The organism is Candidatus Ancaeobacter aquaticus (genome assembly GCA_030765405.1).
Classification (GTDB): Bacteria; Auribacterota; Ancaeobacteria; order Ancaeobacterales; family Ancaeobacteraceae; genus Ancaeobacter; species Ancaeobacter aquaticus.
Genome location: JAVCCP010000071.1, coordinates 1 through 25,445, shown reverse-complemented (window position 1 = coordinate 25,445; position 25,445 = coordinate 1). Strand labels below are relative to the sequence as shown.

The window sequence follows — 25,445 nt, the reverse complement described above, 5'->3', positions numbered from 1 at the left end:
TAGTAATGTAAACTAATTAAGCGGGGTTATAAAAACCCCGCTTAATTTTGTAATTTAAAGAAAGATTGTTATGAAACAGGCAAAAAAGACAAATAAAGTGCCAATAGTAATAGGTATTATCATTGTTTTTTTGACCATAATGTTTGTTGTCAATAAAAGTGGTTTTTTCCAATCTTCAAAAGAAAAAGAAAAGCTGGCTAAGAAAGAACAAGCTGAGAAAAAGAAGGCTCCACAAGAGCGTGAATTGCCTCGCGTAAAGGCGTATAAAACATCAAAACAAAACTATGCGGATAATCTTCCTAACATTGGTACAGTGAGAGGATCGAGTACTGTTAATATGCGTTTTGAAACAGCAGGACGTGTAAAAGATTTTAATTTTAGAGAAGGTGATCTCGTTAAAAAAGGTCAGATAATTGCTGAGTTGGGGCATAGTGACGCTGATTTGAAAATTCAATTTAGAAAGTCGAAACTTGATACCGCGAAGACGAATCTTTTATCTGCTGGTAAAAAAGTTGAAATACATGAAAAGCTCTACAAAGCAAATGCTATAGTAAAATTGAAGCTTGATGAGATAAAACTTGAATATGACAGAGCTAAACAAGCGCTTGATGCTGCACGTATAGAGTTGGAGTCATCAAATCAGGAGCTTGAGAAGACATATCTTCATGCTAATCGTGACGGTATTCTTGGTTCAAAAGACATTGAACCTGGTGAATACGTGACGAGCTCAGTGAAGGTTGCCAGCTTGATTGAAGTCAAAGATGTTTTGATTGAGATGGGTATTATTGAAAAAGATGTTGAGAAGATAAAACAAGGTTTGCCGGTACATGTTACGGTAGATGCGTATCCTGATAGGGAATTTACCGGTGAGGTCTACAGTATTGCATCAACAGTTCAGGGGAGTAGAACACTAACGGTAAAGGCCAAGGTACCTAATCCTGATATATTACTACTTCCGGGTATGTTTGCTAGGGTTATCATAAAGGTATATGAAAAAGACGACACAATAGTTATCCCTACATCTGCGCTTAATAAAGGCGAGGGTGGATACATGGTCAATGTGATAAGTAAAGAGAACAAAATAGAGCCTCGTGAGGTAGAAATAGGGTATGCAACAACTGATAATGCACAAATTGATGAAGGTCTCAAACCTGGTGAATTGGTAGTTATTGATGCAAAAGAGAAATTAAAGCCAGAGACACAGGTTGAAGTTGTAGATATACAGGAATAGAGTTATTTTAAAATTAAATATAAAATTCCTCCCGATTTCATTATCGAGGGGAATTTTTTTGTCCCATTGCCTATCATTTTGTTTAGATGGTTGCTGTAACCATTAAATTAATCTCGTACATCTCTATAATCCTTGTTGGGGCAGTTTTCTATTCGTAGACTTAATACTTTGAAACGCTACATGTTTCCTAAGAAAGACCTACTTAAAGCACCAAATTATTTGTACTTTTCCGTCTCAGCCTATTGACATGTGAACAAATTCATGTATAATATAGGGGTAACGTTTATAAGAGCAGTGAGACGGATAATATGAGAAAACATACTGTATTTTTTATAACTACACTGATTTATATTGCCATGTGTTCTTCACATGGAATATGTGTGACAAATCAGTATCTTGCCCCAGAGACCACATTTAAATCGAGATTAACTGATATTTCAAGCGACGATACAGATACAGCAACGTATAAGGAAACATATACGACAGTAGCTGATCCGCCCTACGATCCAAAGCAGGAAGTATATGATGCTCGCAAGCCATACCGACCCAATTGGCTCGAAATGCAGGTTATGTGCTCGATATTTTTTGATACAAAGAATGAACTTCCTAAAGACTTTTTATTTGCAAGTACAGCAAAAAAATTAAAGGAATACGGGATCAACCGCGATCCTCATCCGGATAAAGATTACAGGTACATGGGCTATCTTTTGATGTCACTTATGGATAAGGGGATCGTTAAGTATATCGCTAAAAAAGATGATCAAGAATATTATGATTTGGCTACGGATCCTATTATAGCTGCTGTATGGGCGTTTGATATACAAAACATCAGAAAAATGATAGCAGGGACACTGAATACATGTAGAAAAAAGAATGATTATTCTCAATTACGGATAATATTTGATAAACTCTCTCACGCTGCAGCTCTTCAAGAACAGTTTCCTATTGAAGCGCGTTATCCAATAAGTAAGGCTGTTGCATTACTCTCACAAGCGGATCAGCGGGATTTGGTGAAATGGATAGAAACACTTGACGAAGGTGATAGTTTATACGCTGCCCCGCTTACATATTCTCTTTATTTACAATTGTATCTTGCTAAAGAAGGTGTGAGTGAAGTGCAACTGAGAAAATGGGCCGAAACATGGGTTGATCGATACTTTTCTGATATGAAGGGGAGAAAAGTGTACATGGTAACGCCTGAAGGACACGCTTTAAAAGGCGGACTGGGCAGAGTTATGAAGTATCATACAGAAGGCCTTTTGAAGCTTGGGCTTGATGTAGTGTTTGTTGAGCCCTATTATCGTTATAAACGTGTAGATAAAGAGACATTAGGAGAAGTTGATTATACAAACTCAGATCCTGATAAATTGGCAATCGGGGTCCCATTATCGCAAGTTGAAAAAATATATACATTTCCGTTAGAAGTTATATTTAGAAAAGACGGGTTAGTGACTGATGATGTGGTTGTAGAGGTGTATAAAGGTGTCCGTGACGTATATGGTAAAGAAATGGTTACCTATATGATAAGAGATAACCTCACAAGCGAACAGAAAGAATACCTTGAAAAATCACTTGGTATAGATGATCCGTATTTTGTTAAAACGCTCTACGAATACAGTGACAGTTTAGAGGCGGTTGAAGACTATATGTTTACGGAGTTTTTTACGAAAGCCGCATGGAAATTCATTAAGTGGAATGAAGCTAAACGAAAGGAAACACTTGGGAAGAAATGGAAAGGTGCGGTGGTTGATTTGAATGACAGCCAGTCCCTCTTGCTTTCGGCATGGGCTCAAATGGATAGGGTGCAGAATCCTGCTGATCAGATCGTTAACAATACATTATTGTCAGGAACAACCCATACCTATCGTAACCGTGGCTTTAAGGGTGCTTATCAGGACTGGTGGGCACGCATTTTTACCAATATGGGTATTCCTCGTGAGTATCATTGGCTTATGGTAAATAGTGAGAAACAAGTTGATATGGCAAGCATAGGGTTGCGTGGATCAGATTATACCAAGGGAGTGAGCGGTATTCATGCCTATGAGGTCCAAGGGTATGATCCCATGTTAAAGATGCTCTATGGGGTAACAAACGGAGACGATCTTAATTATTCTACCACTCAATTTAGGAATATATACCACGAAAAATACGGCGATAAAAGCCAGTCCGAAACTACTTTTGATCAAATGGCGCGTAGTATCACCACTTTCCAGATCAATGAAGTAAAGAAAGAAGCGAAAAGAAAACTCGGAGAATTATTGCTGGGCAAGAAAAATGAAATATTAAAGGCCGAGGGTATACTAACGGATACTAATCCCATTGATCCTAATCTTATGGTTGTCAGTTATTCGGGCAGATTTGTTCCGGAAAAAGGAGGGAGAAACAGAGCTTTTGTTGATGAAAATCTCAGGGTTCTTCTGGGAAAAGGCGTTCAGGTAGTTATATTTGGAAATGTGCAGCCGTATCCTGCTAGTGAGGATATGGGAAGAAAAATGAGAAAACTTGCAAATAAATTAAATCGTGAAATGGAAACAAACGGCAAAAAAGGAAAACTGATATTTATACCGAGTTTCAGCATTGATGAACAGATAGCGCTTCTCGCAGCGTCTGATGTCCAGGTGCAGGATTCTGAACGTCGTACAGGCGCGTGTGAATATACTGAGGCCGATGTATCAGCAAATTGCGGGCTGCAGTTTTCACCGCCGTTTTGGGAAGGACTCATTGGTATTCAAGGTGAGCCGATTAACTATAAAGAAGGCTCAGGAAATACTGTTATTCCCAGTGATAGTACACCTGAAGCGTATTTAGAGTCTTTTGAGATGCTTGTAGATCTTTATAACAGCGGAGATATTTTAAAATACCAGCTTAATTCAATTTACATAAGTAATGTGCTTGAAGCATCACAAGTAGCTGCAGAATATATCAAGCAGTGGGCTACAAATGTTGAAAATAAGAGTATTATCACAGAGTATCCTTACTTCCGTTTCCGCGTTATTACTGATGGCAGTGGAAGTAAAAAAATTAGAATTTTGGTGCATCCGAAAAACAGGGATGTTGTTCCGAATGTTATTAGGTGGGGAACGGCTGATAGTACTCTTTCAAATGCACCGTGGTACAATATTCAGGACGATATACTCTTGTTTGATGAAAAGAGCGGGTATTATATCGCTGAGCGTGATATACCGTTTGGGAATCAATTTATTTCATTTGCAATAAATTATAAAGGTGGCCAGTGGGATAATAACAGAGTATATAGCGATAAGCATCAAGGATATATTGTGAAGAATTATCATATTGATGTGTCAAATATACCACAATTCAAGGCAGAACCAGTTATTGTTGAGCCACTTCCGGTAGCGGTCGAGTCAAGCACGTAAATATCAATTATGATCCTCATGATGTGTCATGCGTAATCCGAAAGCCTTTTTTACATCTTCTATCGTCATGTATAGGCTGGGGACGAGAAGTAAGGTTATTCCAGTGGCGAAAAGAATGCCGTATCCGAGAGAGATTGCCATTGGTATTAAAAATCGTGCCTGCATAGAGGTTTCAAATATCATTGGTGCGAGACCGCCGAATGTGGTGATGGTTGTGAGTATGATCGGTCTGAAACGCCGTGTTCCGGCAAGCACTATAGCTTCAAAAGCTGTTTTTCCTTCTGCCCGAGCATTATTTGCGAAATTGATTAAAAGAAGTGAATCGTTCACGACCACCCCCGAAAGAGCGACAATGCCAAACATGCTCAGGATACTCAGGCTGTATCCCATAATCAAATGACCTATAACCGCACCGATTATGCCAAACGGAATACTGACCATGACTATTGCCGGCTGAATGTAACTTCTGAAAGGGATGGCGAGTAGCCCGTAAACAAGTATCATAGCAAACAAAAAGCCGATTTTCAGGCTTCCCAGATTTTCTGCAATATCTGCTTGTTTACCTTCAAAACTGTAATTCAATCCCGGATATTTTCTTGTGAGTTCTGGGAGTGTATTTTTCTTGAGTGCCGCAATAACTTTACCGGAATGGCTGTTTGGTTCTACGTCAGCCCTGACATTTACGATGCGTCTTCCCTCACGACGTTCAATAGAGGTATAGGATCTCCCCCGATTAAAGTCAATTGCCTCCAGTATAGGGATTTCGATGCCGCTTGGTGTTGATATCAAGAGCTCTTCCCAGTTATATTCTGATATACGCTCTGACTTTGGCAGCCGCACCATTACTTTAATCTCATTTCTTCCTCTTTGCTGGCGCAATGCTTCGGAACCGTAAAAGGCGTTTCGTATTTGACGGGCGACATCAAGAGTATTCAATCCCAGGCTTCGTGCTTCAGGTAAGAGATGAAAATCAAGCTGTTGTTTTCCCGGGGAAAAACCGTCATCGATGTCTTTAACCTTTGGGAAATAACTCAAGGCATCGGCAAGTTCACTGCTTGCCTTTTCCAGAACTTTTATATCTGAGTGGCTTAATTCAATTTTCAGGGAAGATCCTGACCCGGGTCCGCCTGCATCCGATTGAAAGGTTAGGGATTCAACACCCGGTATTTCTCCTACACGTTCGCGCCAGAGTTTTACCAGTTTTGCCGTTCCTATCGGCCGGACATCCGGAGGAGTCAGATACGCAATAATTTGGGAGAGGTGTGCCCCTGATCTTTGCCTTTCACGCATACTGCTTAAACTTGTTGCGGCACCGATTTCAGAAAATATTCCGCTCACCAGTTCCTCTCCGCCGTTTTCTGCTACGACTTCATTGAGTGCCGTAATGAGTTTTTTCTGTACGCTTTCCGTTTCTTCTACAGAACAGCCAAACGGCATAACTATACCCGCAACAGCAAGGTCAGATTCAACACGCGGGAAAAGTGTCATGCCAAGTCTGCCGCTGGTCATGAAGCTGATTGTTATAATAAGAATACTTACTGCAATGGCAATGGTTACGTAGCGTTTATGTATGACTTTCTCCAGAAATGGACCAAAAACCGTCTTAATAAAATGCGAAAAACCGTCACTGAACTGTTTCTGATATCCGTGGACCCATGCACCAAATCTACCCCGTTTTGTTTTCTGGTGACCTAAATGAGAGGGAAGAATAAGAAGGCTTTCAACAAGTGATATTAAAAACACCACGACAACAACAGCTGGTATTGTTCGAAAGATTTTACCTGTTACACCTGGTATAAAAAAGAGTGGCATGAAAGCAGCGATGTTAGTAAGAATACTGAATGTCACCGGCATAACTACTTCACGGACACCTTTTATAGCGGACTCTAGGAAGGGCACCCCATCCTGGTGGTATTTATAAATATTTTCACCGACAACAATCGCATCATCAACGACAATACCGAGTGCGATTATGAAAGCGAATAGAGAAATCATATTGATAGAGACCCCGAAAACGGGCAGGAAAAGAAGTGATCCCAAAAATGATATGGGTATACCTATTGTTACCCAAAACGCGAGCCTGGCTTCAAGGAACAGTGCGAGAATAATAAAAACGACAATAAGACCTATGCGTCCATTTCTAATAAGGAGATTGAGGCGCTGACGATAGATGTCTGAAGAATCATTTTGTACAGCGATCCCAATACCGGGAGGAATGAGATGGACGTTCTCAGAAACGAATTTTTTTACCGCATCAGAGACCTGTATCGGGGTCTGTTTCCCTACTCTATAGACATTAACAAGCACTGATGATTTGCCATTATAGAGGGCATACTTGTCGATATCTTCAAATCCGTCAACGATAGTCGCTATATCGTCTAACAGAACTTCGGTCCCTTCCGCGCTGGTAACGATCGGTATTCTTGAGAATTCCTTTCCGTAATCCCTGCGTTCTTTCATCCTGAGGAGTATTTCACCGCTATTTGTTTTAATACCTCCTCCGGGAAGTTCAACTGATGTTTGTTTTACTTTCCGTGCGATTTCATCAAGTGTAAGATTATATGCTCTGAGGTTGCTCTGAGGAACTTCTATGCTAATTTCAAGCGGGCGTACAGCACCCAGCTCAACTTGCGTGATGTCCTTAGACTGAATCAGTTCGTCCCGGACTTTTTCAGCGAGTTTCCTTAAAGTTATTTCATCTGTATCACCATATAATACAAGTTGAAGCACTTGTCTTCGCATTGTAAGAAGTGTTATTTGGGGCTCTTCAGTTTCCTCTGGAAAAGATGTTATGCGGTCAACTTCCTGTTTTATATCCTGAAGTATTTTCTGATTGTTTTCACCAAGCAGGATTTCAACCCTAACGGTGCCGACACCTTCTTGTGATTTTGATGTTACTTCCTTAACGCCGTCAAGTCCTCTTACTGCTTCCTCAACAGAGAAAATAACCCCTTTTTCAATTTCTTCCGGGCTTGCACCGGGATAAGGGACAGAGATACTCACCATATCAAGTTCAAAGCTCGGAAAAACTTCCTGCTTGATTCTTGTGCTGTATAATAATCCGCCAATAATAAAAACAAGCATGAGAAGGTTTGCGGCTACAGTATTTCCTGCCATCCACGCAAGAGGGCCTTTATGACTAGTTTTATAATCGCTATCTGCCATATGTTTATCTGCCTTGTATGTGTTATTTTACAGATTCGTTTTTATCCTCGATTTCAAGTTTTATCCCCGCGACCGGTATAGGAATATTGCTTGTTACGAGCAAATCGCCGTTGGTTATATTGTTTTTGACGTACACTTGATCTTCTTCTCGCCAGACTATTGCAACTTTTTTAATGAGCAACGTATTGTCACTTCCAACAATCCAGATTTTGTTTCCATCACGCAGGGCGCTTCGCGGTATTGTGTATACGGCATCTATTGTTTTTCCTTCGATCTGAACATTTACATACGAACCGATAAGAAGCGGTATCTTTGGACCCGCAGTGTGATCAAGGTCAAGAGGGTCTTTTACGGAAACCAAGACCTGTGCCATTCTTCCCTGTGTCTCAAGTTCGCTGTTTCTTCCAACGATGTGTCCTTCCCATTCGTTTTCTCTGTTGTCTTCGGCTGATAATTGTATAACAGTGCTGGACCCTGTTTTATGTATGTTTGTCGGTAACGTAAGCCACTTGAGTCTGCTTACCGGTATTGAGACCTGTACCCAGTACTCGTCAGTTCCAATAAGTGTCGCCAGTTGTGTTTGCGGGTCAACCTGTGCCCCGAGATCTACGTTTTTTGAGCGTACAACACAATTAAAAGGAGCGGTTACTGAAGTTCTTTTGAGGTCGAGGTCAGCACGCTCTAAAGACGCTTGTGCTGCGCCTAGTGAGGCCTTTGCTTTTTTGAGATGCGGTTTTCTAAGTACAAGTTCCTGGTCAAGTTCGTTTTGATCTTTACTTGTTTCAATCATACCCCATTCATGTTTTGCTATTTCCTGCTGTCCGAGTTCCATTTTATAATCATATTGCGCTCGTGCAACTTCAGCCTCTTTTTGTTCTTCAATGAGTTTGTAGTCTGCAGGATCTATTTGTAAAATAAGCTCTCCTGTTTTAAATCTGCCACCGGGAATAAAATGAGGGGAAATTTCTAGTACTTCACCGCTTACCCGCGGTTTTAAGACGATTTCCTGAGCGGGTATCACTGTCCCCATTGCTCTTACAGTTATGAGTTCGGAAGAACTCTTCAAAGGTTCAACTTGAACAAGAACAGGCACCTGTTCAAATTTTCTTTGTTTTTCAACCGGTTTAGTCAGTATAATTATAGCGGCAAGTGCGACGCCGATGCCAATTATAATGACCGGTAAAAAACTCCGTTTTCTATCGTTAGAAGGTGTTTGAGTATTATGTGATTCCATGGTTATTTCCTCACATTTTTAGCCGTAGCTGTTTCAGTTTCATGTTCTAGTTTTTGTTCTATATTGTCAGTCCAGGTACCTCCGAGCGCCCGATAAAGATTTACACGATATACGAGTAGATTTCTGTGACTGGTGATCATATCTCTTTCCAGTCTTTGGACCGCAGAGAGCTGGGTGAGCACAGGAAGATAGTCGCTAACGCCTTTTAAGTATCTTTCACCGGCAACTTCCAGACCCTTGCGTGCGGCATCTATCTGATCTTTTAATGAATCAATGTGCTCAATCTGTTTTTTCTCGCGTATTAATGCGTCTTCAACTTCTTTTATTGCGTTAAGGACCGTTCTTCTGTACGCGTTTAAATATTCATTCATAACCGCTTTGGTGCGCTCGACCTCTGCTTTACGCTTAAATCCATCGACAAGCGGCATTGCGAGGCTTGATCCGAGATTAAAAAACCAGTTATCAAAAAGATCTTCAATACCTTCAGTATCATACGATGCTGCCCCTGTAAGATTAATAGCGGGCAATCTGTTTGCGATAGCCCCTGATACATTCCAGCGAGATTCCTGCAGTCTCAAAAATGCGGCTTTTACATCAGGGCGGTTTTGTAAGAGATCAGCGGGAATCCCTGTCTCAGGCAGTGCCGGAAGATGGGGAAGAGATTTTTCTGTTATATCCATGTTTGTCCGAGGAAGTTTTCCTAAGAGTACCGCTAGTTCATGTAGTAAAACCTGTTCCTGCGCTTCAACAAGCGGAATCTGCTGGCGTATAGATTCAACGGTTTGTTTTTGCTGGTAGACGTCAAGCGATGAGACAATTGCTTTTTTGTATCGTAGTTCGACGAGTTCCAGATACGATTTATTGGTTTTAAGCTGCTCATGTAATAGTCTTTTTTGAGCACGTTGTTCGAGTATTCTGATCCATCGGTCAGTGATTTCAGCAGAAAGACTGAATGCCGATGTCTCAAGATCTTTTTCAGATGCCATCTCCTCAAATATAGCTGCACTTCGTCCGGAACGAATCCGTCCCCAGAGATCGACTTCATAACTTGCCGCGATACCCACCGCCCAGTCCTGAATAGTGGTCGAGATCTTTCTATGTTGAGTTCCCCAGGTTGTTGTATTAGTTGTGACATTCTCTCTCATCGTGCGGTTTCTGCTTGCATTGCCCGTAGCATTGATTTGCGGAAACAGTTCAGAACCGGCAATAACTGCACGCGCCTTTGCCTGTTTAAGGCGATAAAAGGTTTCTTTAAGTGAAAGGTTGCCTACAAAAGCTTTTCCCATAAGAGCATTCAAATCATTATTTTCAAATGAAGTCCACCACTGATCGGGCATTTTTACTTTGCTGTCACTTTCAGTAAATGCTTCGGATATTTTCCCCTCAGGAGGTTTTTTTATTTTTGGTAAAAATGTGCAAGACGAGGAAAATATCATTAAACTAGTGATGAGTAGTGTTACTTGTATAGTATTTTTATTCATGATCATTTTCCTCAATGCGTTTTTTTAGATCATTAATTCCCGCCAGGACAAATGTAACGATATGTTCTACAAGATATTTTGTATCGGGCAGAAGCGGGGATTGTTTTGATTGAATAATATTTCGTATAGGGGTATTGCACGAAAAAAGCACATGTGGGCTGATTATATTCATTAAACATAACCTGACTTGTGTATCGGTTGCTTTTGGGCCGAGAAGGTCTTTTATTATTTTCTCAATGTATACAGTTTGGGGAAGAAGAATTTTTTCAACAATGTGTTTGAGAGCTGGTGTTGGTTTTGCGAGCTCTTTTATCATGAATTTTGAGAAATAGCTTGCCTCGCCACCATCGAGTGTCCTCCGTATCATAGCATTAATGTATGTGTGGAGACGTTTTTCTGGAGAAATATCTTTTTCTTCTTCAAGAAATGGTGGATAGGCGCTGTTTGCAAGAGTATATGCGTGGTTCCACGTTTCCTCGTACAGTGTTTCTTTATTTCGAAAATAATAATTTACTGAAGCAACATTTGCTCCGGCTTTTTCACATATTTCTTGCACGGTTGTGTTGTCATAGCCCTTTTCAGCGAAGATGTCGCAGGCGCTCTTGAGAACACGTAACCGTGTATTTTCTTTAGTATCAATGTTATCAGTCATAAAAACATCTCCAAAACATAAAATAACTATTTTAAACGATCATTTTAAATATTAATTTAATATATATAACCTTAGATGTCAAGGGGTAAAATAAAAAACAATACATGCGCTATGTAAGTGTTTGGTATAACGGTTAATAATGCTGCTTTGAAACGAATATATGCTAAAGAATGGTTACCAATTGCTCGTAGAATCTTTCTCAAAAGGTGTTTCTAATTGAATTGAGGGGTGGGAAGTTTTTTCCTGCCCCTTATTTTTAATCCAGTCTTTAATTTCCTGTACCGTTTTTGGCATTTCGTTACGAGAACCGTTTTCCTGTAAAAAATCAGGGACGGCTATTTTTGCGATAGGGGATATTGAGTATATTGCAACGGTACCTTTATCTCTTTGGATGAACTTCCAATATCCTTTGTATGTTTTAAAATCGTTCTTTTCTTTTGGATCAAGATCCCACCAGATAAGGTTTTGTTTCTTATCATAGGTCATAATGATCGTATAATAAAACGTGAAAAACCCTGATTTCACCGTATATATAAGGCGGTATCGTGACTGCCCCATGGGTTTTACTGTTAGGTCTTTTACTTTCGCGAACATTTTTGTGTATTTATGAAAATCAAGTATGACACCTGCAATTTCAATAGGAGTTCTTTCAAAGAAAGTGACTGCAACCCATGGAGTATTAGAATATTTTTTGAGATAATGAGGGTGTGTTTCCTTAAGGATAATTTTTCCGTCTTTTATTTCTTTAAACTCTTTTTTTGTAAGCTTAAATTGTGCGTGAGCAAATATGACAGGTATGCACACAGTATAAATAAAAATGCAAGAGAGTAGGGTTATTATATATTTTTTCATAAAATGTAATTAATGGTAGCGAATCAACTCTATTTATAAGATAATTCATGTAAAAACGCAACCAAAGTTAAAGGTTTATATGAATTTTATCTGGGCATTTATATTAGCAATCTTATCCGGAGCTGCAGCGTTAGCTTATGAAACGTTATGGAATCGTGTTTTTGCAAATATATTTGGCGTATCAGTCTTTAATTCTACCCTGGTTATTGTTGTCTTCTTTGTTGCATTATCATTAGGTGCCGCTAGCATTCGTTTATGGAGTCTTTTACAGAAGTCACCGTGGCTTTCGTATGCGCTTTTAGAGCTTGCCATAGCGCTTACCATGCTGCCAACATTGTTTGCAGCCTGTTATAATCTTTATCCATTATTTGAGTCCTCTTTCTTCGGAACAGAAACGTCGGTAAAGATAGTAGTCGTCGGTGCATTTGTTGGAATCCCCACATTTTTTATGGGAGGTACTTTACTTGCACTCATAGAAGCGATAAGAAACATCCAGTTTAAAGGTAAAGTCTCCGTACTCTACGGAGGAAACACGCTCGGCGGTGTAGTAGGCATAATAAGCGTAACTTTTTATGCTATATATTCCTTCGGTGTCAGCGGGACATTACAGCAGGTTATGGCACTCAGTGTGCTTTTAGGAATAAGCGCGTTTATACTCCATATTTTTTCTAAACGGGATATTAATAGATATACCTCTCTCGAAAATGTTCATAGAGAAGACAAGGATCATATTGAAAAAACAATTTTATATACCCTAGCCGGAATGAGCGGACTTGTTGTTATCGGATTTGAGGTGGTAATGCTCCACGCATGTGCACAAGTGGGGCATAACAGTTCGTGGTCATTTGGTATTATACTCATTCAAGTAATTGCGATTTTAGGATTTGCGGCGCTTATCTCTTCTTTTGGGCGATATTCACGCAAAAAGACACTGCTTTTTATTGTGCCTTTGATTGCCGGTACATTGTGCGTGTTTCCATTACTTTTTTATAAAGCTACGAATGGATTGAAAATGATATCAATTTCTACCGGCAGATTAGAGGTATATCTTACCTATATGCTTATTGTTGGTCTTGTAAGTGCCGGTCCGGTTCTTTTTACGTGTGGTCTCATATTTCCCTGGCTATTGGATCAAGCGAAGAATTATGAAAAGAAAGGGATAAAGATCATAGGATGGTTATTGTCAATAAATGCGCTCTGTGCCGTTATTGGTGCGTTATTGGTCCAGTTTGTTCTGTTACCGCGTTTTGGCATATGGAGATCATGCGTGCTTCTTGGGGTAGTCCCTTTAGTGGTGTGGATACTCATGATGACCAAAATGAAAAGAGGATCAAGCACGTGGTGTGCGTGGGTATGGGGCGCGGTGATATGCGCGTGTTTTGTTATGTTTTTGAGTATTACTATACCCCACGTAAGACTCGGGGATGATGCAACCCTTATTAACCTCAAGGTTGGTCCTTCCGGTGTGGTATGCGTGAAACAATTACGCGGAAAAAACATTATTATGACTGTTAACAATAACTTTACGTTATCTTCCGGAAAATATCCTCAGTGGAATAGATTGATGAGTCATATTCCGCTTTTGATGCATGAAAATCCCCGTGATATTGCCTATATCGGTCTTGCAACAGGGATGACTGCGAGTGGGGCACAGGAACATGACGCGGTAGAATCAATAACAGTTGTAGAGATGAACCCTTTAGTTATTGATGCATCACTAGAATACTTTGGTCCATTATCAAATTATTTTTATAAAGACCCGCGAGTAACCATAGTACAAGATGATGGAGTGCATTACTTTGGTACTGCAAAAGAAAGATATGATGTCATTATAGGAGATCTGTTTTTTGCATGGAATCAGGGTGCCTATAGATTATATACATATGAACATTTTGTGAATATTAGAGATCATTTGAATAAAGACGGGCTCTTTTGCCAGTGGATTCCTTTGTATCAGCATGATAGAGAATCATTTGAGCTTATAGCAAGGACATTTCTGAGGGTGTTCCCCAATAATGTTGTTGTGGTTACCCAAGTTGGTAAATGGCAATGTGTCGCGCTGATCGGCATAAAATCATCTGATATAAAAACTATTTTACCCAATGAACTGATTTCTCAGAAGCGTCTCGGTGAGGAACCAATAGTGCTTCAAGATCTCAGGAATTCACACTATTCAAACAGATGTATCCTTGGGAATATTGCACGTTACGTCGATAAAAGCGGTGCAATAAATACCGTTGATATACCGCTTTTAGAACCTATGGTTATCAGGGTGGAACCAAAATTAAGAGAGAAAACTATTTATATTGATATGAATAAGAAAGATTCTGTAAATAATTTAGAGGATTTGTTGAGTGAAATACGTAGAAACAAGAAATGATAATGAATAATACTATAGCTGAAGGTATGAGGCAATTATGTGGGAAAAAATACTTTATAATGTGATTCTTGGTGTGGTGCAGGGTGTAACAGAGTTTTTGCCTGTATCAAGCTCGGGGCATCTTGTCATTACCCATAATCTGTTTGGTTTTGAAGAACCTCAACTTTTTGTTGATATTGTTTTGCATGTGGGTACATTAATCGCCGTCCTTTTATTCTTATGGAAAGATGTCTGCGACATTACTATTGGATTCATAAAAGGTGCAGTTGACATTCTGAGAGGGAATAAAAATGTGTATAAAGAGAGTTCCACATTCAGAATGGGGATATATATCATTATTGCGACGATACCAACGGGAATAATGGGCATTTTATTGAAAGACTGGTTTGAATCATTGTTTGGTTCAATAGGTATGGTAGGGTTCTTTTTGCTCATTACCGGGGGTATCCTGTTTTTTACGAAGTATTATTTACATAGAGAGAAAAAAGAAATAAACATAATAGATGTTATTCTGCTGGGTATCGTGCAGGGATGCGCGATATGCCCGGGTATATCACGCTCAGGTATTACAATATCAACGGGTATCTATAGAGGGATCGATCCGGTTAAGGCCGCAAAGTTCTCTTTTCTTATATCTATTCCCGCAATAATTGGTGCAACGCTTGTTCAGTGTAAAGATGTCGTCAGTTTTTCCTCTACCGATATTGGATATGTTCTCATTGGTTTTTTTGTCTCAATAATAGCAGGGTACTGTTCACTGGTATTGCTTCTTAAATTGGTGCGGGCATATAAACTCTATTATTTCTCGTTTTACTGCTGGTCTGTTGGTCTGATAATAATAATATATATGTTAATGAAACAGTGAGACATATATGAACAATGCTTTTTTATTGCACAAAAAATTAAAAGAAACAGTAGAAAATAATCCTGACAAAATAATTATAGAAGCTAAAAATGAATCTGGATATCGTTCATATACCTACGCGGTATTATACGAGAATATTAGCAAGATATCTTCATTTCTAACCGATTCTGGTCTGCGAAAAAGCGATCGAGTTGCCCTTATCTTAGAGAATATGCCTGAGTGGCCAATGATTTATTTTGGCATTCTTAAAGCAGGTGGTATCGCTGTCCCTATAGATTCACAATCATCTGATATTGAAATAGAAGCAATTATTAACGATTGTTGCGCCAGGTATGTTTTTTGTACACGTAGGTTGTTGACGGGAGTAAAAAAAGCATCTTCAGTACAAAAGGTCATCATTATAGATGCTTCTGATAAAGATACTGCATATGTTTCACTAGAAACAGTTTTCAAGAGTCCTATGGACAATAGGAGACCCCCCGAAGGTGGTAGAGTCGAAGACTCTGCGTCAATTATTTACACATCAGGAACTGTAGGTAGACCAAAAGGTGTTGTGCTGACACACAAAAACTTTTCTTCAAATCTATCTTCGATACAAACATTAAACCTTATTACTAAAAACGATATTATCTTATCAATCTTACCGCTTCACCACTCATTTCCTTTTATGTGCAACTTATTAGTTCCTATTATCTGTGGTGCACGTATCATATACATAAAACACTTTGATCCAGAAAAGATTATTCAGTGTATGAACGAAAAAGAAGTAACAATCCTTACGCTTGTTCCGCACATATTATCAATGTTTCAAAAAGGTATTGAAAAAAGGATGGGCAGTATAAAGGGTATAAGAAAAGAGCTATTGAAGCTTACCGTAAAAAGTGGCTGGTTTTTGCGGTGCAAAACACGGATGAATACCTCTAAGATATGTCTAAAAAAATTGCACTGTGCATTTGGTGAAAAACTTCGTTTTATTGCGTGTGGCGGTGCGCGATTAGATCCATCAATAACGGAGTATTTTTTTGCATTAGGATTTACTGTTTTAGAGGGATATGGTCTTACAGAAACAAGTCCGGTAGTTACAATAAATACACTGGATACATATAAGATCGGTTCTGTAGGGAAAATTATTCCGGGAGTAGAAGTATCTATAGATAAGCCTGATAAGGAAGGAAAAGGTGAAATACTTGTAAAAGGACCAAATGTAATGGAGGGCTATTATAATCGCCCGGATGAGGCGCAGGCTGTGATAGAAGATGGATGGTTTTGTACAGGGGATGAAGGTTTTATTGATGGTGATGGGTTTGTTTATATTACCGGCAGATTAAAAGAGGTTATGGTTCTTGATTCTGGGAAAAATATATATCCGGACGAAATTGAATCGCATTACAAACAGTCACACTTTATTAAGGAAATATGTGTTGTTGATATTGAAAAAGGGGAACATGTCCAGATACATGCTGTTGTTGTGCCTGATTATGAATATTTTAAAAAGAGGGGAATAATAAATATTGAAAACAGTATCAGATGGGATTTTGAAAATTATTCTAAAGAACTTCCTATCTATCAGAGAATTATGGGATTTATTATAACAGACCAAGAATTATCTAAAACACGCCTTGGAAAACTAAAAAGATACGAGGTGAAAGATGCGTATGTAAAACAATTATCTCAGGAAAAAGATGTGGGCGGCGAAGAACAGTTATCAGATGCAGATAAAGAGCTCTATGCATTATCTATTACCGGTGTTTTACTGAAATATCTCAGTAAACGATGTAAAAGAAAAGTTACGCTATTTGAGCACTTAGAGCTTGATCTTGGGATAGATTCCCTTTCGCGTGTTGAGATAATAAGCGATTTATCACAGTTGTTGCACTATGAGCTTCCAGATGATTTTCTTTCTGATGTGTATACAGTAAAAGATTTGGTTGTAAAACTGCAGTTGTTATCGCCACACGTTACATGTATTAAAATGAATGAGTCGAAGACTTTGTGGGAGAAAGTATTGGAGGTATTGCCGCCAGATGCGGTTCTTAAGAAGATTGAGTTAGAGCCTTCTATTATATCTAAAATAATAACGATTGGGGCACAGTGTATTTATGGATATTTTTTTAAAGTGCGGTGTGGTTTTACTGTAGAAGGAAAAGAAAATCTTCCCGGGAAGGGCCCTTTTGTACTTTGTGCGAACCATACCAGTTATCTTGATGGTCTCGCCATAATGCAAGCTTTAGGATATAGATATATAAAAGAAACGTATTTTCTGGGATATAGGGAAATATTCGAGCGCGGATATCTTAAGTACCTTATGAAAGCGATGAGGGTAATTCAGATTGATGCGGCGGGTGAATTGGTTAATGCGTTAAAAATATCAAATTATGTACTGAAAAATGGGAAAATCCTTTCAATATTTCCTGAAGGTGAAAGGTCAATAGATGGTAAGGTGAAACAATTCAAGAAAGGGATAGGCATTGTGCTGAAAGAAACAAATGTACAGGTTGTGCCGGTATATATTGATGGGGCATTTGAGTCGTGGCCGAGAACAGCAGAAAAAACAACTCCTCACAGGATAAAAGTTATATTTGGAAAACCGGTAGAGCCTAAAGAATTAGTGGACAGAGCGGGGATAAAAGAGGATGATATATATACTGATATTGCACGTACATTGAGAAGTAAAGTAATCGATTTAAAGCCACAATGAAAGAAAGGGCATATTATGGCAATGCAAATAACCAAGGAGCAATTAGATAAGATTTTAAGAATGGCGTATTTGGGGATGTGGATGCTTGACGCTCCGGCCATAGAAAACGCTTTTACTGATTTTGACGAATGTTTTAGTCATCTACTCTCGGAGGCAAAAAAGGAGGGGTTAGATGAATGTGTGCAGTATGATGAGAAAGAGAAAAGATATTTACCTTCAAGTGAGTTTGAAGAGCAAAACCACAAGTTTATTCTCGAATATGATAATAATATTTTTTGGGAAGAACTTGCAACGCGGCTTGCTGAACGTGACATGGTGAACATGTATGGTAAGGAAAAAGTAGAAGCAATGGATTTTGAAAAGCGGCTAGATGAAGAAGCGGCGTTTTCTAAAAAATATTATGATGAATTTGAAAAAACCGGCATCAATAATATTGATATAAAAGAATAACCTTTGCATAGCACTCATACCCGTTTACGATCCATCGCTTTAGTTAAAACTCCACCGCCGCAGTGAAAAAGCTTTATAACAACCCAATTCCACCGCGTAGGTGGGTATAAATTGCAATAAGTATTATTAGATAGTAAATGAGTGTATTAGGGTGAGATAGCTGTTGTATTTGTTGATTCTTCCTTGAGTTTATGGTGATTCGCTGGTGAGAGAAGTTATATTATTCAAGTCGTTTGATATTGCTTTTGTGATGAGATCTTTTGGAATGATAATGATCGATTTATTGTATATAAAATACTCAAAATTCTTACTAAATTCTGCTGTTTGTTTGATTTGGTCTTCGTTGAAAACAAATGGCGGTATAGAAGGCCTTGTTGTAAATAAATAGGTATACTCATTACTTGAAATTAAATGGAGAAGCGTTGTTGTGGACGGAACTCTTTTTGCTCCCGGATATTCACGGGCAATAAAGAGAGGAATAAGATTTTCATTTATATCAACTATAAATTTTTTCGGTTTTTCTTCTTTCTTTTCATATCCCTCAAAAAGTGAGAGTTCAGTTGATCCTTTTTTGACTTCTATATCCGCAATGGTTTTTAGATTCCCTGTTTTGATTACTTCTTGTATTTTAGACATAGATTCGAGGGCTGGAGGCAGATTGTCTATCGTTGATGGCAGTACAATGACGAGCGCTTCAATCTCTTTGTGGCCTTCTTTATACGCAAGATATGATCGGTAATGTCCGTGTTCGTCGACAATATATGTTTCTTTAGAATTAGGGCCATATCGTATGGCAAGTATTGGCGCCATGATGCCGATCTTTAATTCGTCTTTTCTTACTTCTATCTCATCGCTAAAAATAATATTTTGTGTGGGAATAAGTTTTGATAAGGGAATGATTTCTCGATTAATTTCTATGTTTTCGAAAAAGGCATCAAGTTCCTCTTGTGGCATTTTATTCGCTATGGCAAGGTTTTTCCATGTTTTGAGCTCTACTCCCGCCCGTTTAGTTGTTTCATTATACAAGTAACCCATTTTCGTTTTATGTGTTTCACAGGCAGTAGATACGATCTTTAGTGGATTAATGAGAGCATTTTCAATTTTGAGATACTGAATGAGGCTTTCGGGGTTTTTTACGAGTGCAGTTAAAAGAAGTTCTGCAAGTTCTGATTTCTTTACTTTTTCAGAGTGTAGATCCTTTTTAAGAAACCGATCGTCTGCAATCTCTGATGCAAGAAGGTTTTGTGCTAGAGATGTTTTATTTACAGTGACAAAATCAATTTTTCTTTGAAGAATTTCATGTATCATTATTAAATTTGCTGAAACAGAAATATCAAAGCCAATCGGGGCATCATCCAGTCCTTCCTCTTTGATAATAGCAAGCGCTTGATCTAATTCCTCCAGAGTTCGCACCATCTTTAATAATATGCCGACATTATATCCTTTATTGCGGGCTTTTTTCACACCTTGGAGTTCAAGTCTGAAGAGTGCTTCATTATTTTTATTTGCAAGATGCCGTGTCATGCCGCGAAAACCGATTAAAGGATTCTCTTCATGTGTTTCGAAAAGTTTAGAATTTTCAAGGCTGAGATAGGCGTTTACCGGTAAATCTGTAACTGAATATACGAGAGTATCGTTTTTACCTGCTGTTGGTGATAGCTGAATAATGCGGTCTTTGACAAGGTCAATGAATGCTTCTTTTTCCCTATCGGTGAAAGAAAGCGGGTGTTTTTCTATCCGTTTCAAGAATAACCTGTTACCACTGATTTCATATATTGATACTGTTTCGGGGTAGCCAACATTTTTAGGTATTGTATAGCTGTCAGATTGTGCGGAAGTAGATTTCTTTTTAGATATTATTTTCTCAAAATCAGCTATGTTTTGTACAGTCTGAAAGTATGCATCAGGAGTAACTCCCACCGAATCTAAAAATGGTGCGATCATTATTGCGGTATCAGGATTATTTGCGATCATTTGGCCGCAAAACCCTGTTTCAACACCACGTTTTTTACAGATAGCAGCAACATAAAGGATACTTTTTATTATTGAGGGCGCACTTTCATTAAAAAGCCTCTCAAGTTTTTTATTGTCGCGTTCACAACCAAGCATGAATTGTGTGAGGTCGTTAGTCCCAAACGATACAAAGTCAAGCCCTTTATCAAGAAACTCGTCTATTTGAAAAACATTTGCAGGAGTTTCTATCATCATGCCAACTTTGAGATTTTTCTGTCCACGCTTAAGCCCATGACGTTCTAACTGTTTTATTCCTTCTTCAAGATTTGACGGTCTTCGCACAAGGGGGAACATAATTGCTATATTATAATATCCCATATCACGCGCTTTTTTTATAGCTTCCATTTCCCATGCAAACGTTGAATGGTTTTTCATGTCTAGCATTCTTGCAAGGCCACGTTTACCCATTGCAGGATTTGCTTCTTCACCTTCGATAACATTTCCCCCGATAAGCTTTTGAAATTCATTTGTTTTATAATCTGTTATCCGGTAGATTACTCGTTGTTCAGGGAGTGTTGTTGCCGCAATAGCGGCTATTGCCTGGGACACTTTTTGTACATAAAATGCTTTTCCAGATGGATATCCTGTAATCATATTTGTAATGTGGTTTCTAAGCGCATTATTATCTCTAATTTTTAATACGTATTTTCTCATTTCTTTGTTTTTAACCAGAGAGTTGAATGTTTTTGATCGATAGTCAGTTATACCTTGATTTACAGCTCTTGTAAAAAAATCATATGCTTCAAGGATTTCAGGATGAATACCTATTTCACCGAGGATGAATTCCCCTCGGACAAGGCTCATACCGTAATGGCAGTTAGCATATTGTAGCGCGGCGATTTTACGTGCTTTATTTGGAGTAGTGATAATGAGCCCAACTTTTGTTTTGGTTTTTGGTAATTTGCGGGTATCAATATCTTCTCCCTCAATTATTACGGGAAGTTTCCCTTTGTACACCTTTCCTGTATTCGCATCAACGGTGATTAAATCCCCGGTACGTATGACCTGTGTGGCATTTTGTGTTCCAATGACAGTAGGGATGTCTCTTTCTCGTGATACTATTGATGCATGAGAAGTTGTTCCCCCAAGATCAGCCACAATGCCCCCTGCATTCCTCAGCGCAAGTATCATGTTCGGAGAAGTCATCTTTGTTACGAGGATGTTGCCTCTTTTTATCTTTTTAAGTTCGCGAGTTAATTTCTGTAACCGCAGACTTTCATATAATGTCTCTTCTTCCTCGTTCATTTCTTTAACTGGTTTTCCAATTTTATTAATGATTTCTGATTCAATCTGGTCTACATTTATAACGACCGCTGTACCTGTATGCGCGCCATATCCTCGAATGCCTTGAGTAATTATCTGCGCTTCCCTTGCCGCATCCATAGGAACGGTTTTTTTCTTTAAGTTAACTATATATGAAGGTTGATTGGCAATAGTTTCCGGGAATGCATCAGTTATCCATAATCTGTCTTCAGAATCTATGGCAAATTCAATTTTCATATCGTTTCCAAAATATTGAGATATTCTGGACAGCGTTTCGGCTATATTTTTTGACCGGATATCGGTTATGGCGAATTTTTCTTTATGAGATGGAGCTGTAGCTGTGCTTTTAGTTCCTTCGCCATTGGGTACAATTACGATTTTTTTAGCGCCAGGACTCTTGGCAACGATGTTCCAAGATTGTGTTTCCGAGTTATAGTGCAGGAGAAATCTATCGGGATTAGTGAGACCCTTTACAATGCTTTCCCCAAGTCCGTATGATACATCAAAAGAAACAACCCCGCTTTTTGGTTCATGCCAACCCGAGGCCAGATCAAAGTTGAATCCGGTTCCGGATATCTTGCTATTAATCATTTGTTGAATAATGATGCTTGATTCAGCATCCATGGGATCTAACCCGACATCTATTCTTTGCAGGATATTTCTTGCGGTGAAAAGAGATGCCCAACTTTCTTTAATAGATTCCTTTACTGCATCTATACCTATCACGTTCAAATCAGTATGCATTTGCCCTGCAAGTGATGAGGGCGGCAGTTTCTCTGAGATGAGGGAGTTTCTTACGGCAACAGGAAGCGCATTGTCAGGATGATCAAGATCTTTGCAGAGATTGATATAACTATCAGTGATGATCTGGTCAAGTATTTTGGGCAGCGGTGCTTCACAAATACGTTTTTTTATTTGCGTTGCGGCAGTAATAACCTTGCTGAGATTTTTGCAGTCCAGTGTGTGAAGTGTGTTGCGTATTGATTGAGCCAGAGATTTGTTGTGCTGCATAAATGTTTTGAATGCAGTCTTTGATACTATAAATCCTCTAGGAGTGTTGACGTTATCGATTTTATTTAATTCACTGATGTAAGCTCCTTTAATCCCAACGATATCCGTATCTTCTTTACCGAGTTCATTCTGTGACATTATGTATTTATCAAGTCGTTTTTTTACTCTTTGTTTTAAAAGTATCCGAAATCCAAGATAGGCATTAATCTGGGATACAAATTTATACAGATTTGATGCGAGTAGATAGCCTGCTATACCCGGGTTTGCTGGGTCCTTACGAACAATGTAATGAGGGAGCATGTTGATTTCTTCCGTGAAAAGTGTCCGGTAGGGTTCTCTGATACGTGATACGAGGTGCCTGAAGTCCTTATTATTAAGAAGGGCGAAATCCTGCCATAATTTAAGCGCCTCATCATATTTCTTTTCTGATACTGACTCGAAGAGCCGTTCAAAATAAAAATTTAGGTTTTCAATGGTTTTTTTGGGGATTTTGTTCTTTGTGAAAAAAGCATTAAACTTTCGATCTTTTATAAGTCCGAAACTCTTAAATGCCGCCGCCATAAACTCCAGCTCATTTTCATCAATAATATCGGCAGGGAAGACTTGTTCGTCCGGGGTGAGTTCAATGAAAACCGAATTAGGGGATATGCCGTTAAACTCCAAAGGTCTAAAATATTCCCTTAGTTTCTTTGTGTATACTGTTATGGTATCTTTTTCAAAAGCGTTTGCGGCATGTGAACTAAATGTATCTGGCCCAATAAGCATATCGCATACAGAGATCAATACGATGAGTTTACGGAGTGAAAGCTGCTTGTGTTCGGAATCGGGAGATATGAGTAATTTTACACGGTCTTTATCAAGATTTTTTGTTTTGAAAATCTCGTGTTTTATAGTATCGATTTTTTCTTTATGATTATCTGTATATCCCTGCTCAACAATTATGACTCCGTTTGGAGGAATGATTGTTTGTAATCTTTGAATGATCATTATCCAGGTCTTTGCGGAAAGCTCCTTTTTTTCCATGCGAGAAAATGGATTAAGTATGATAATATATTTTTTTTCAGGATTGGTAATGCCGCTTTTCTTCAAAAGATCGAGCATTGTATTCTTTTCCTGCTTTGACACGGAAAGGATTGACTTAATGTCTCCAATCTCTCCTCCCCCAAACGTTTCTGCAAGGCGAGAATAAAAGCGGTATGAGTTTCCCATCGTTGCTTCTGGCTCATCTTTCTGATTGAATATGTCCATATCTTCGTCGTTAATACCAAAACTGTATATAGGAGCGCCCTTAATGGGTATACTTTCATTTTTAATATTGTCCGTGTAGACGAAACTGTTACGCATTTTGTCAATGTGGATTACATTCGGAGCGTTGTATAATCGGTGTCCATTGGCTTTAAGGTCTATGACAAGATCAAATTCTTTTTTTGTATAATCTGTTTTTTTAGGAAGAAGAGCGACCCTCTCAAATCCTTCCCATAATGAGGGGTATTTATTGATTACTTCTATCTGTGCATGGGGAAACATTTTAAGAAGACTGCGTATAATCATTGTTTGTACAACATAATCACCGCGATACCAGTCATCGTCAGTATATAGTAATATTTTTTTTATCTTATCTCGTGGAAGCATGCGTAACGGGTATTTTATTGTATGAGAATGAGTGAACTGGTTCTCATCGATCTCTTTTTCATCCGCTGAGCTATTGATTATTGTTGTTCCCTGGGCGTTTATTTTTACATAGCTTAAAGCACTTTCTTTGTATGGAATATACAGTGTGCCATTAATGTATTTTAGATACTCAATATATTTTTTGTACCATAACGGATTATTGCTGTATTTTTGTTTGATCATATAATGAGGCATGCCAGCATCGAAATCATTATAGATTTTTTTGGCAAAAGTAATAAAATCGTCATATTTGTTTAATATGTTGTTGATCTTTGGGGGTATTGGACCTTTGAAAAAGGAGTGTATATTTCCTCTTACTTTTGATTTGTGGAAAACATTTTGTTTATTCCGTTTTGTGACGATGTATTCAGCTTTTTGAGTCGGGTTGGGAATATAGAGCGTGTTGTCACAGAATATCATATCTTCAAATTCTTCTTTCCATCCGGGTTCCTCGGCATATTTTTTCATTACTGCTTTAAGGGAGGCTCCTTTTAAGAGGTTGCTATGCATCCTTCTAATAAAATCATATACCGGATTATATTTGAAAAGGGCGTCAATGCTCTCAACATCAAAAACGTTTGGGTAAGAGATCTCAGAGAAGTATATTAATGTTTCAGTTAGTGTATCTCGTGCTTCGGCAGTGTTTATAATAACTTGGTTATCTTTAGTGATCTTAACGAAGGTGTCAATACCAGTGGGAATGAGGAGTGTCTCTTCAGCGTAATCACCATTATAAACGCTATTTTCCATGTATATCATATCTTCAAAGCTGTCTTGCCAGTAAGGGCTATTTTTGTACTTACGGATAACTTTTTTGGGATCTTCTCCTTGTGCGAGATCTTCTAACATGTTTGTGGTCAACTTGACAATATTACGTAATTGCTCTGATTTGATTTTAACGGCGTCCTTATCAGAGAAGGATGATTGAGGAGCAAGTGTCTCGATTTCAAGAGGGGAAGTGTTCACTGTACTAGTAAGACTTCTGCGAAATGACGTTTAGCGGAATAATCGCGAGGAAACGAACTCGAAAAGAGTAAAAAGTAGAGCAAGAGAAACGGGATAGCAAACGATAGCCGAAAAAAGATACAGGTATCCTGTAAAG

Annotated in this window: 12 protein-coding genes; 6 read left to right on the top strand and 6 right to left on the bottom strand. The window is 38.7% G+C overall.

Annotated features, from left to right (window positions below):
* Positions 1-70: 70 nt before the first annotated feature.
* The gene (locus P9M13_09460) at positions 71-1,231 is read left to right on the top strand and encodes an efflux RND transporter periplasmic adaptor subunit (GenBank protein MDP8263508.1); all 1,161 of its coding nucleotides are present in this window, start codon (positions 71-73) and stop codon (positions 1,229-1,231) included.
* A 308-nt stretch (positions 1,232-1,539) separates the two neighbouring features.
* A complete protein-coding gene (locus P9M13_09455) occupies positions 1,540-4,608 on the top strand; it encodes a glycogen/starch synthase (protein ID MDP8263507.1) in 3,069 nt (1,022 codons plus the stop codon).
* A gap of 3 nt (positions 4,609-4,611) precedes the next feature.
* Here P9M13_09455 and P9M13_09450 read toward each other — a convergent pair whose 3' ends face one another.
* The 5 genes from P9M13_09450 to P9M13_09430 form a co-directional block, all read right to left on the bottom strand.
* Positions 4,612-7,773, bottom strand: a complete 3,162-nt coding sequence (locus P9M13_09450) for an efflux RND transporter permease subunit (GenBank protein MDP8263506.1) — start codon at positions 7,771-7,773, stop codon at positions 4,612-4,614.
* 22 nt (positions 7,774-7,795) lie between these two features.
* Entirely contained in the window at positions 7,796-9,007 is a 1,212-nt protein-coding gene (locus P9M13_09445) for an efflux RND transporter periplasmic adaptor subunit (protein MDP8263505.1), read from the bottom strand.
* Between the two features lie 2 nt (positions 9,008-9,009).
* A complete protein-coding gene (locus tag P9M13_09440) occupies positions 9,010-10,488 on the bottom strand; it encodes a TolC family protein (protein ID MDP8263504.1) in 1,479 nt (492 codons plus the stop codon).
* The gene (locus tag P9M13_09435) at positions 10,481-11,140 is read right to left on the bottom strand and encodes a CerR family C-terminal domain-containing protein (GenBank protein ID MDP8263503.1); all 660 of its coding nucleotides are present in this window, start codon (positions 11,138-11,140) and stop codon (positions 10,481-10,483) included. Before P9M13_09435 ends, P9M13_09440 begins: the two co-directional genes overlap by 8 nt.
* Positions 11,141-11,314: 174 nt before the next feature.
* The gene (locus P9M13_09430) at positions 11,315-11,992 is read right to left on the bottom strand and encodes a hypothetical protein (protein MDP8263502.1); all 678 of its coding nucleotides are present in this window, start codon (positions 11,990-11,992) and stop codon (positions 11,315-11,317) included.
* A gap of 79 nt (positions 11,993-12,071) precedes the next feature.
* Here P9M13_09430 and P9M13_09425 point away from each other — a divergent pair, with 79 nt between their 5' ends.
* From P9M13_09425 to P9M13_09410, 4 genes are read left to right on the top strand one after another with little or no spacing between them, the layout of a single operon-like run.
* A complete protein-coding gene (locus P9M13_09425; GenBank protein ID MDP8263501.1) occupies positions 12,072-14,372 on the top strand; it encodes a hypothetical protein in 2,301 nt (766 codons plus the stop codon).
* A 37-nt stretch (positions 14,373-14,409) separates the two neighbouring features.
* Positions 14,410-15,237 (top strand): undecaprenyl-diphosphate phosphatase, encoded by an 828-nt coding sequence (locus tag P9M13_09420; GenBank protein ID MDP8263500.1) that lies wholly within the window; start codon positions 14,410-14,412, stop codon positions 15,235-15,237.
* 7 nt (positions 15,238-15,244) lie between these two features.
* Positions 15,245-17,935, top strand: coding sequence for an AMP-binding protein (locus tag P9M13_09415; protein ID MDP8263499.1), 2,691 nt, complete (start codon positions 15,245-15,247; stop codon positions 17,933-17,935).
* Between the two features lie 15 nt (positions 17,936-17,950).
* Positions 17,951-18,385 (top strand): hypothetical protein, encoded by a 435-nt coding sequence (locus tag P9M13_09410; protein MDP8263498.1) that lies wholly within the window; start codon positions 17,951-17,953, stop codon positions 18,383-18,385.
* Between the two features lie 189 nt (positions 18,386-18,574).
* Here the strand turns inward: P9M13_09410 and P9M13_09405 are convergent, their stop codons facing one another.
* Positions 18,575-25,309: a PEP/pyruvate-binding domain-containing protein gene (locus P9M13_09405; protein MDP8263497.1), complete on the bottom strand. Its 6,735-nt coding sequence runs from the start codon at positions 25,307-25,309 to the stop codon at positions 18,575-18,577.
* Between the last annotated feature and the right edge of the window lie 136 nt (positions 25,310-25,445).